Origin of the sequence: Mycobacterium sp. 852002-30065_SCH5024008 (assembly GCF_001665645.1) — a bacterium.
In the GTDB taxonomy this organism is placed as follows: Bacteria; Actinomycetota; Actinomycetes; order Mycobacteriales; family Mycobacteriaceae; genus Mycobacterium; species Mycobacterium paraffinicum.
This window is the reverse complement of record NZ_LZSZ01000105.1, coordinates 1-10,206: the sequence shown is the minus strand read 5'-3', so window position 1 is coordinate 10,206 and position 10,206 is coordinate 1. Positions and strand designations below refer to the sequence as shown.

General features: G+C 65.3%; 12 protein-coding genes and 1 pseudogene. All 13 read left to right on the top strand.

The genetic code is table 11. The annotated features are described in order from the left end of the window. Window positions 1-105: 105 nt before the first annotated feature. Complete coding sequence (locus A5781_RS14700) at window positions 106-1,527, top strand: recombinase family protein (RefSeq protein ID WP_067207273.1); 1,422 nt, start codon at window positions 106-108, stop codon at window positions 1,525-1,527. Between the two features lie 221 nt (window positions 1,528-1,748). Next, window positions 1,749-2,060: a helix-turn-helix domain-containing protein gene (locus A5781_RS25050; RefSeq protein WP_082939354.1), complete on the top strand. Its 312-nt coding sequence runs from the start codon at window positions 1,749-1,751 to the stop codon at window positions 2,058-2,060. 191 nt (window positions 2,061-2,251) lie between these two features. Next, a complete protein-coding gene (locus A5781_RS25620; RefSeq protein WP_156624658.1) occupies window positions 2,252-2,974 on the top strand; it encodes a hypothetical protein in 723 nt (240 codons plus the stop codon). Next, on the top strand, window positions 2,887-3,411 hold the full coding sequence (locus tag A5781_RS26555; protein ID WP_369817733.1) for an NUMOD4 motif-containing HNH endonuclease: 525 nt from the start codon (window positions 2,887-2,889) through the stop codon (window positions 3,409-3,411). The genes A5781_RS25620 and A5781_RS26555 overlap by 88 nt, the downstream gene beginning before the upstream one ends. Further along, window positions 3,408-3,671 carry a hypothetical protein gene (locus A5781_RS14690; RefSeq protein WP_067207267.1) on the top strand — a complete coding sequence of 88 codons (264 nt, stop codon included), beginning with the start codon at window positions 3,408-3,410 and terminating at the stop codon, window positions 3,669-3,671. The genes A5781_RS26555 and A5781_RS14690 overlap by 4 nt, the downstream gene beginning before the upstream one ends. Window positions 3,672-3,904: 233 nt before the next feature. After that, entirely contained in the window at window positions 3,905-4,240 is a 336-nt protein-coding gene (locus tag A5781_RS14685; RefSeq protein WP_067207263.1) for a hypothetical protein, read from the top strand. Between the two features lie 296 nt (window positions 4,241-4,536). Beyond that, a complete protein-coding gene (locus tag A5781_RS14680; RefSeq protein WP_067207260.1) occupies window positions 4,537-5,733 on the top strand; it encodes a phage major capsid protein in 1,197 nt (398 codons plus the stop codon). A gap of 3 nt (window positions 5,734-5,736) precedes the next feature. Then, window positions 5,737-5,904, top strand: coding sequence for a hypothetical protein (locus A5781_RS25615; RefSeq protein ID WP_156624656.1), 168 nt, complete (start codon window positions 5,737-5,739; stop codon window positions 5,902-5,904). Beyond that, on the top strand, window positions 5,901-6,140 hold the full coding sequence (locus A5781_RS14675; RefSeq protein ID WP_067207257.1) for a hypothetical protein: 240 nt from the start codon (window positions 5,901-5,903) through the stop codon (window positions 6,138-6,140). Before A5781_RS25615 ends, A5781_RS14675 begins: the two co-directional genes overlap by 4 nt. Before the next feature lie 800 nt (window positions 6,141-6,940). Next, on the top strand, window positions 6,941-7,681 hold the full coding sequence (locus A5781_RS14670) for an Eco29kI family restriction endonuclease (protein WP_067207254.1): 741 nt from the start codon (window positions 6,941-6,943) through the stop codon (window positions 7,679-7,681). 74 nt (window positions 7,682-7,755) lie between these two features. Beyond that, entirely contained in the window at window positions 7,756-8,991 is a 1,236-nt protein-coding gene (locus A5781_RS14665) for a DNA cytosine methyltransferase (protein ID WP_067207251.1), read from the top strand. A gap of 375 nt (window positions 8,992-9,366) precedes the next feature. Further along, window positions 9,367-9,759 carry a very short patch repair endonuclease gene (locus tag A5781_RS26230; RefSeq protein ID WP_255360825.1) on the top strand — a complete coding sequence of 131 codons (393 nt, stop codon included), beginning with the start codon at window positions 9,367-9,369 and terminating at the stop codon, window positions 9,757-9,759. 84 nt (window positions 9,760-9,843) lie between these two features. After that, a pseudogene (locus A5781_RS14660) lies at window positions 9,844-10,188 on the top strand (hypothetical protein); the annotation flags it as partial. Window positions 10,189-10,206 lie beyond the last annotated feature (18 nt).

Sequence of the window (10,206 nt, the reverse complement as noted above, 5' to 3'; positions counted from 1 at the left end):
ATATCGACCATACGATCCCCTACGCCGATGGCGGTGCGACGCATCCGTCGAACCTGAAATGTCTGTGCCGCCACCATTGGCGAACGCAGAAAGTACCCTTAAGGCATGGCTACCGAAATTACCGAGAACCCCCAGGTCAGGGCAGGTTGCTACTGCCGCATCAGCTCCGACCCGAAGGACAAGCGGCAGGGCGTGGACCGTCAGCGGGAGGACACGACCGTTCTGTGCGAGGTCAAGAAGTGGGTCCCGGCCGGGTTCTACATCGACAACGACCGCTCGGCCACGAACGGCAAGGCCCGGCCGGAATGGGAACGGCTCCTCGCCGACGTGAAGGCCGGGAAGATCGACGCGATAGCCGCGTGGAACCAGGATCGCGGCTGGCGACTGATGCGCGAGCTGGAAACGCTTCGGGAGTTCTTCACCGGGCTCGACCGTCGTGTCCCGCTGGCGACGACGGGGCAGGGCGACATCGACCTGTATTCGCCGGACGGGGTGCTGCAGGCGCAGGTCAAGACGGCCGTCTCCGAGCACGAGGTGGCAATGCTGAAGGTCCGCACCAAACGAGCAGCCCGGCAGCGCGCCGAGCAGGGTGTTCCGGCCTGGCGACGGGCATTCGGGTACGGAGAGGACCGGCGGCCGGACCCGCGCACGGCTCCGCTCGTCGCGGAGGCATACCGGGCGATCATCGCCGGGTCCTCTCTCGGGGACATCTGCAAGGCGTGGAACGCGGCCGGGGCGCTCACGCTGAACGGGAAGCTGTGGACGCAGCCGCAGCTGTCGAACTTCTTGCGGAAGGCCCGGAACGCCGGATTGCGTTCGCACAACGGCGAACTGGTCGTTGACGCCCAGGGCGAGGCGGTGAAGGGCAATTGGCCGGCCCTCGTGGACGAGGCGACCTGGCGGCGAGCGCAGAACGTCTTGAACGCGCCCGGCCGGGCTCCCGGCCGTAAGACCGTGCAGCGGCACAAGCTGACCGGCGTGCTGCTGTGTGGGGCCTGCGGGCACCATCTCTCCGGGCTGCAGACCCTCGACAAGAAGCGGATCGCGTACCGGTGCAAGCAGTGCCTCGGGGTCTCGATCCGGGCCGAGCACGTCGAACCGTTTTTGTACAAGGTCGTTTCCGCCCGCCTCGCTCGGGAGGACGCCGTGGACCTGCTGAAAGCCGACCTGCACGACACGGCGGAGGCGGAATGCATCCGCACTGAAAAGTCCGTGCTGCACGGCCGTTTGAACGAGTTAGCGATCGAACGGGCACAGGGGCTCCTCACCGGAGCGCAGGTCAAGACCGCCACCGAGATCGTGCAGGCACAGATCGACACGCTCGACGCGCAGGAGCAAGACCAAGAACGCCTCCGGGTGTTCGACCAGATTCCCCTCGGCAAGCCGGAGGTCGCGGCCGCGATCGAGAGCCTCTCACCGGACCGGTTCCGGGCCATCCTGTCCGTCCTCGCGAAGATCACGATCGCACCAGTTGGCAAGGGTGGGCACACCTTCCGGCCGGACCGCGTACAGATCGACTGGCTATAACCCCAGCGTGACCGCCACAAACAACCGTAGGACCCTACGGAAATGCCTTGTGCCGCAACGGATGACCCGCCGGGCGCGCCTAACCGAGTTTAGCCGTCCGGGTCGGTATAGTCACAATCCGCACTAACAACTAGCGAGAGTTGTAACAGGCCGCGAAGTCATACGGCCGGAGTCCGCTTTTACCGGTAGGGCTTCTCTCCCCGAACAGGGAGAAACCTGCCGTGGCATCACCGCCCCTTTCACGCGCCCTCTCGGCCCGCGAAGTCCAAGAGGCCCTCGGCCTCGACTGCATCGAAACCGTCTGGCGTCTCATCCGTCGAGGAGAGCTACCGGCCGCCAAAGTCGGCCGCATCTGGCGTGTACGACGCGAAGCCGTCGAAGCCTACCTGGCCGGCAAGAGCCCCCATGCCGCTGTGCTAGACGACTATGTGGAGCGGCTTGTGGAGCAAGCTCCGAGCCTCTCGGATGAGCAGCGTGCCAAGCTCGCGGAGTTGCTCCGGCCCGCACGCCAGCGGCCGGGGGCCATCGCATGATCCGGGAATGCCGAAGGTCCGCCTTCGACGGGGTGCACTACGCCCCTCGGACGGACCTTCTGTGGCACGGAACTAACGAGAATCAGCCATCAATTCAGTTGTCAGCCGGAGCAACCGACACCGACCACTCACATGGTAGCGAAGCCCACCGACTGATTGGTCCTCCCCGCGCCGGAGGGGGGCTGTGAGCGGTGGACGCAAGGGAGCGGCGGGAGTGGAAGCGGTACGTCCTCGGCCTGCCAGACGGTAAACGCCCCGAATGCATGACGTGGGCGTGGAAGGGCGTGCTGCTGGCCCTGGAGACCTTCGCCGACTATCCGGCCGGGACGAACGCACATCCGGGCGAGGAGAAGCTGGCCGAAGTCTGCGGGCTCACGACTCGCACCGTCCGCGATGCGCTGAAGCGCGGCCGGGACCTGAAGCTGATCGAGCAGACGGCGCGGGAGAACCCGAAGCGAGGCCGGGCAGCCGTTTATCGGCTCATTTCTACCGGCATCACCGTTCCGGTAGAAAACCCCTCCGGCAAGGGTTCTTTGGGCGTTTCTACCGGAACAGGCGTTCCGCTAGAAGATGGTTTCTATCGGAACAACGGCACGTTTCTACCGGAACGCGGGGGCGTTTCTACCGGAACAGGCGTTCCGCCCACTAAGCCATATACACCAGATCCTTTAAACACCAGATCAGTTGGCACGGGGGAACGTAAGTCGGGTACGTCACCACACCCCGACCTCTGCCCTCCCCCCGCGCCCGACTTCACGCCGGACATGCCCGAGCCCCCGAAGACTTGTTCAGCACACCCGTACGGGACGAGGGAGTCCTGCATTCCGTGCAAGCTGTGGCGGCAGTACCGCGATGCCTGGTTCGCCTGGCAGGTTGCGTACGACGAAGCCCTAAACGCCGAGGATCAGCCGTGATCGCCGTCTGCGAACGCTGCGCGGCCGAACTCCGGCCGGAGAACGACTCCGGCGTTTGTGCCGAGTGCCGCTTGGAGTTAGCGAACGAGGAGCCCTCCGACGAACGCTGGCGCTTCATCCCCGGCTTCCCGTCTCACGAGGTCAGCGATCACGGCCGGGTGCGGAAGATACTTCGGCAACACCCATCTGAGGGCTACCCAGCGGTCACTCTCCGGGAGCGTGGTCGGCCGGCCAAACGCGTGCGCGTACATACCCTCGTGCTCTTGGCGTTCCGTGGACCTCGCCCGGACGGCATGGAGGCCCTCCACCGCGACGACATCGGCTGGAACAACCGGCTCTCGAACCTTCGTTGGGGCAGCCGCTCGGAGAACGTCCGCGACAGGGCACGTGTGATCGCTGAGCGGCTGGCCGACCTCGAGCCCGGCGAGGTGTCGTGAGCGGTGCGACGTTGATTTGTTATCGGCTGCGGGGGCCGGTCGGGGGGCGGAACCACCTCGCCCCGGCCGCGGAGTTCACCGAATGGGACTCCGTCGCGGAGGCTTTGGACGCGGCGCGGATCGTGCCGTGCGACGAGGACGGGGCCTGCCGGGGCGATCACGTGGTCGTCTACGTCGAGCTGGACTTCCGGCAGCGGGAGCGGTGGCGGGTCCGGCGGGCTCGCACCCCGACACCACCAACACCAAGGAGGAACCGATGAACCTGCAACAGCTGCAAGCGAAACGGGCGGCCGCGTATGACCACCGCACGATGCAGTACCGGCTTCGTGGGGCTGTGCTGGACGCTGCCGAGGCGGCCGGGGTCGCCCCGGATGGATCCCCTTCCGGAGTCACTTCAACACGCTCACGACGCTTACACAGCCGAAATCCGGCGGCTCGATGCCGAGATCGCGGGGCTCGACCAAAGAATCGCAAACGAGGAGGAACAGAACCGATGACCGTAAACCTGGAGCTACTCACCGACGAGGACCTGGCTGGACTCTCCTCGTGGGCGGAGCCGATAGCGAAGATGGAACGGCACCCGGCCGTCTCAGCCTACGGCGACCAGGCGTGGCGGGCCGCGACCGACGAGCTACGCCGACGCAAGGACGGCGGCGACGTGACACCGTGGCCGGCCCCCGATCCGCTCGGCAACGAGGCGGTCAAGTTCATCGGCCACCTGCTCGCGGGGCTCCACGACGCGGGCTCGGACTACCTCCGCGCCTGGGTCGAGGAGACCGGCGAGACGCTGGTCGAACTGCTCCTGACCCGCGCCGATCCCGGAGTTTGACGTCAAAATGACGCCACCGCAACGGGTTCCGGCGGCGTGGCGCTCCTTGGCGTTGTCGGCGGCGTCGCGTAGCATCAGCGGCGGACGGTTAGCAACCGTCTGGGGTAGCACCGCACATCTCGTTCCTGGTTTCGGCTGGGGCGACGGCCCGCCTAGCTAGCGGACAACCGCCCGGCACGGGGAGTGGCTAAGGCTGCCAAGGAGGCCCGGCACGGGCTCACGCAACCAATTGAGTTATGCGCGCACGTTGTTGCGCTCTGGTTTTGCGTGCGCCCAAGTGTCGGAAGGACTTCCCCGTGCAAGACCTGCTCAACAAGCTGCTGACGCTGCGGGACGCCGAAGATGCCCGCCGTCAGGCATGTGTGGACACGGCCCGCGAACTCGGGTACCGCAAGTGGTCGGATGACCCGACCGGCGAACTCGGCAAGATGTACCGCACCTCGCAGAACACGCTCCGTGCTCTCGATGCCCGGATTGCCGAACAGCGAGCGGAGATTGAACGCTCCGGCGTGAACAACCCGCTCGTGCAGGCGATCAAGGCGGGTGGTGGAAGCGAGCGGACGGCCGGAATCCCGGTAGACGGCTGGGCTCGCCGGGTCGCGACGCAGCTGTGCGCACGGAACGCGGAGAACCGCGCCATCAGCTCCGGCTCGCTGGATATCCCGAACTTGGTGCCGCCGTACGTCTCTGCACTCCCATGGCCTAAAAGGCTGATCGACGTCCTGACAAATCGGCTGGTCGCCACGTCCAACGTTGTGGAATTTTTCCAGCAGACCGTGCGCACCAATAACGCGGCTCCGGTCGCGGACCTGGCGACGAAGCCGACCTCGACGTTCACGCTGACTCCGGTGCAGGACCGCTGCCGCGTCATCGCCCATCTGTCCGAGCCGGTCCCGGTCCGGTATCTGCAAGACGTGGAACAGGTGCAGCCGTTCCTGTCCCGCGAGATGGCGCAGGGTGTTCTCGCCGCGCTGGAGCACCAGGTCGTGGCGGGCGACGGCACGGGCGAGAACATGACCGGCCTGCTCCATCAGTCCGGCACCACAGCCGTTCCGTACCAGGGTGATCCGTTGACCACGATCCGGCACTCGATCACGCAGCTGCAGAATTTGGGTGAGGAGCCCACGGGGATCGCGCTGAACCCGCACGATGCGGAGACGATCGACCTCGAACGGTGGGGCACCGCTGGTGGTCTGCTCAGCTCGGGCTTCGACCACCCGAACACGGTCGGCTACGGCTCTAGCAACAACTTCTTCGGCCCGGACGATCAGGTGAAACGTGTGGTGTCCCCGAGTGTTCCGGCCGGGACGGCGCTCGTCGGGGACTGGTCAACGTGCGTGCTCTACCTACGCGAGTCCATGTCGCTGATGCTGAACTACTGGTCGGATGCCCTGTTCTCCACCAACGCGTTCCTGCTGCGCTGTGAAATGCGTACTGTGGCCGGGTTCCTGCGCCCACAGGCGTTCGCCATCGCGACCATCACCGGCACCTAAGCCATGGGCTACGACGACCTCGATGAGTTCGATGACTTCGATGCTGACGAGGACATCGACTCGGGTGGCGGGGATTCCGACGACGACGACGGCGTGGCCGCGTTGCAGCTCATCCACGACCTCGCAGCCCAACACGATGGCGTCTACTGCTCGCAGGACAACGTGCCGTGATCGACGACCGCGAATGGCTGGACCCCGAGGACGCCGCCAAGCGGATGGGCCTCACCATGCCGCAACTCGATGACCTGATCCGCCGGGGAGCGGTCCGTGCCCGCCGGAACGGCTGGGCCGTCGAGGTCGAACCAGCCATCGTGAACGTCCGCCCACGCCCGGAGGAGCCCGCACCTAAGCGGAGGACTCGCCAAGTGAAGGAGAAGCCCCACACGCCTGTCCGGGGCCGCAAATGAGCCCTCGCCGCCGTCACCGGTCTAACCTCCCGGCGGCGGCGAGCGGGGCGCGGGACGTGATCCGCCGAGGAGCGAGGAGGGCCACCGTGCCCGGCCCTCCACGCAGGTCACGCCCGCGCCCCTTCCCACTGAGCCCCGTGGTAGGGACGGTCCAGCGACCAGATCGGTACGCACGGACCGGGAGCGGGATGACGGGGGTCAAGAAGCGGCTCCCGGCTCCCGCTCCGAACCACCCCCCAGACCGAGCACGCCCGAGCAGCACCTTTGTAGTCGGGGTCGTCCACTCCGCGTGCTCAATGGGGCGGGCGTTGGCCGTGCCACGCCAGGGCCACCCAAGCACGAAAGGAAGTCGTGCGGCCCTGCGCGTGGAGTCCTCGCGGCCACGCCTCGTCCCAAACACCGAGTGCCACTCGGCAACCCCAGGACCCGCCGGAGGACACCACCACCCCACCGAGGGAACCGGCCCGGCCCCGCGTCGGGGGCCGGGCCGGCCAACAGGGACCTACTGCAAACGCCGAGTGCCGGGCGGACATTCCGAAACCACTCCCTACCAGCACGAACACGACCGGCGATCATCAAATACCTTGGGGTACAAGCGATTTGGGGATGCGGAGTGCAAAGTCCCGCCAGGCGCGATCGCCCGACTCCATAAGGGAGCTGTTGTCTCCCCCCGCGTTTTGGTTTACGGGCGACTCGCCGGGAAGCTCGCACGTCGCGGGTGTCTTCAGTGAGTGCAGCTGTTAACCACCGAATGATCCCTCCCTGCGAGCGGCACGGACTGGCCAAATACGCTGTCGGGGGTGAGCAGCGATGTCCGGCCGTTCAATCCCTTGGATCGCCTCGAACTCGGGAAAAGCGTCGAACGCGCTCTCCTCGCGCAACCACTGTCGCCGTTGCCTCCGGAATCGGCATTCCCCGGCGCTGGCCTCTATGCCATCTATTACAGCGGGCCGCTTCCCATCTACAAGGCGATTACCCCACCAGCGGTCGAGGAAGGCAGCGTTCCGATCTATGTCGGACGGGCGCGTCCGCCGGGTGCTCGGCATGGCGTCGGTTTGGAGGCGACCACTACCGAGCCCGCGCTGTACGCGAGGTTGCGGGAGCACAAGAACTCGATCAAGCGGGTAACTGACTTTGCGGCCAGCAACGGCACCTCGAACCTGAATCTTGCCGACTTCAAGTGTCGATACTTGGTCGCGGAAGACATTTGGGTGCCGTTAGGCGAGATGCTGCTGATCGGCCACTACCGTCCCGTTTGGAACGTGTTGCTGGATGGCTTCGGGAATCACACACCGGGCAGTGGACGAGCGAATCAGGCCCGTTCGTACTGGGATGAGTTGCATCCGGGTCGAAGCTGGGCCGCGAGGTTACCGCCGCCTGACAAATCGGCGAGCGAGCTTGAGACGCTTGTGATGGCGCACCTCGCCAAAGTCGAGCTGCCGAACCTCGACGCCGTACCTCAGATCGATGTCGAAGTCGAGCACGCTATAGCGACCGAGGAGTTGGAAGAGCTCTCGGACTCCGAGTCCGAACCCAGTTAAAAAAGGCGACCTCCCCTCTCCCAGTGCAGCGCGGCTCCGGTAGTTTGTCGGCTCTCCGCGGTAGGGTTCCTCCCATGAGTCAGGGCGGCAGCAAACGCGCAGGTAGGACGGCAAATCGAGGTGCCGGAACGAGCGTTGAGCTGTTCACCGGCACGGGCGGCCTCGCGTTAGCGATGCATGGAGCAGGCTTCCGCCACCGACTCGCTGTCGAAATCGATAACCGCGCTTGCGCCACCCTTCGCGCCAACGTCGCCACCGACATCGGTTCGGAGATGCTTCCTCTTGGCAACGTCGATAATCTCTGGCCGCTCATAGCGGGCGACATACACGGCGTTGATTTCACGCCCTTGGAGGGTAAGGCCGATGTGGTGGCCGGTGGCGTGCCGTGCCAACCGTGGAGCCTCGGCGGTATCCATCGCGGCGTCGATGACGCACGAAATTTATGGCCTCAGCTATTCCGCTGTGTGCGTGAAGTACGACCCCGCGCCGTCATCGCCGAAAACGTAAAGGGATTGCTCCGCCCGTCGTTCCGGCCCTACTACGACTACATACTTCGTGAACTCGCCGCACCGTTCGAGCGCCGCATTGAAGGCGAGGAATGGTTCGATCACGACAAGCGTCTGGTTAAGGCCCTCAGAACGGACGGCGGCGATCCCACTGAGCGATACGACGTTCACTTCCGGCTGGTCAACGCGGCCGACTATGGCGTCCCACAGCAACGCTGGCGAGTTTTCGTCATCGCGTTTCGGCGCGACCTCGACCTCGGGGCGTGGGAGTTCCCGAACCCAACACACTCCGAGTCGGCCTTGCTACATCAGCAGGCGAGCGGAGAGTACTGGGACGAGCACGACATCGACCCAGGCAAGGTCAGCGCGGCACCCTTACCCTCACACGCCCTAAACGACGGCCTCGCCCGCTGGCGGACGCTGCGTGACGCTATCGGTGAATTACCCGAACCGATCGGACACAAAGTCGAGCATCCCGACTGGCTCCATCATGTCGGCTGGCCAGGCGCTCGGATCTACCCTGGGCATACTCCGAACGAGCTGGATCGTCCAGCGAAAACGGTTAAAGCTGGCGTTCATGGTGTACCGGGCGGCGAGAGCGTTCTGCGGAAGGACGACGGCAGTATCCGCTACCTGACGGTTCGCGAAGTGGCCAGGATCATGACTTTTCCTGACAGTTGGTGGCTGGCTGGGCCACGCGGCGAACAAATGCGTCAGCTAGGGAACGCCGTTCCTGTCAAGCTCGGCGCGGTCATGGCCCATGCCGTCCGAAAGGCGTTGCGCCCGGCGACGAAGGTCGGGTAAGTGGCGTCCTGGAACCGCGATGTTCCTCCGGATGTGTTTTGGAAGGCACCACCGGGAATGACGCGAGCCGAGCGTGCCGCCGAGCAGGACACCGCCGCTGGATCGGCTGAGGTACGACGAGTTCCCACATCCGACTCTGAGCCGGCGACCGCTTCGGTTGCACTGAAGATGCCCCAGCCGGGCCGGCGAATCTACGCCTACTTGCGGTGGGCCGCCCAAGGCCATCGGACGATCGAGCGATACATCGGTGAAGTGACCGGTACGAGCCGAGCCGACCTCCTCGCTGACGCGTGGCGTCAAGTCCGCGAGCGTGGCCTGATACCCAGAACCGAGGAGCAGTCAAGGACAGCGAACTCGTGGGCGACCACACCGGCTGTGCGCTCGGTGATGCGTGCAAATCCACGTCGGGACACTAAGCCGGAGCGGCAGCTGCGGTCCCTACTGCACGCCATGGGTTTGCGTTACCGGGTTGATGCGGCACCGCTTGTCGGGGTTCGACGACGCGCTGATTTGGTCTTCCCACGAGCGAAAGTGGTTGTCTTCGTGGATGGATGCTTCTGGCATGGTTGCCCAGATCACTATCGGCCCGCTCGTAAATCAAACGCCGAGTTCTGGGACGCGAAGCTCGCGGAGAATACGGCACGTGATCGGGACACCGATCAAAAGTTGGAAGCGAATGGCTGGCAAGTCATACGTGTCTGGGAGCATGAGAACATGCCCGAAGCCGCCGAACGCATATACCGTCAGCTTCGGGCGCGGGTCCGATAGCGGGGCTCCTCACGCTCCTGGCCGAGACGTAGACGGCGGACCTGGCCCGACTCAAGTGGATTCCTAGAGGGTATTTGGGAAATTCGGTCCCATCATTTGCTGAAAACATTCTGGGGTTGGCGCGATGAGCAGTTGCCTGATGGCACCCTCATCTGGCGCCTACCCGACGGGCACAGCTACGTCAGCACCCCGGGCAGCGCGCTGCTGTTCCCCAGCCTGTGCGCACCCACCGGCGACCTCCCGGCCCCCGCCGCCGTCGAGCGCTGCGGCGAACGCACCGCGATGATGCCGCTGCGCACCCGCACCCGCGCCCACAACCGGGCCCAGCGCGTCGCCACCGAACGCCACCACAACCGCCAAACCCGACGAGCGACCCAACCCGCCCAAACCGGCCCCGCACCCCCAGACCAGTCTCTTATAAACATCTGACGCTGCCGACGATCGCAT

What these genes read in the sequence shown, in the direction of transcription:
- A5781_RS14700 (WP_067207273.1), top strand. Translation starts at nt 106, where the DNA reads ATGGCTACCGAAATTACCGAGAACCCCCAGGTCAGGGCAGGTTGCTAC.
- A5781_RS14685 (WP_067207263.1), top strand. Translation starts at nt 3,905, where the DNA reads ATGACCGTAAACCTGGAGCTACTCACCGACGAGGACCTGGCTGGACTC.
- A5781_RS25615 (WP_156624656.1), top strand. Translation starts at nt 5,737, where the DNA reads ATGGGCTACGACGACCTCGATGAGTTCGATGACTTCGATGCTGACGAG.
- A5781_RS14665 (WP_067207251.1), top strand. Translation starts at nt 7,756, where the DNA reads ATGAGTCAGGGCGGCAGCAAACGCGCAGGTAGGACGGCAAATCGAGGT.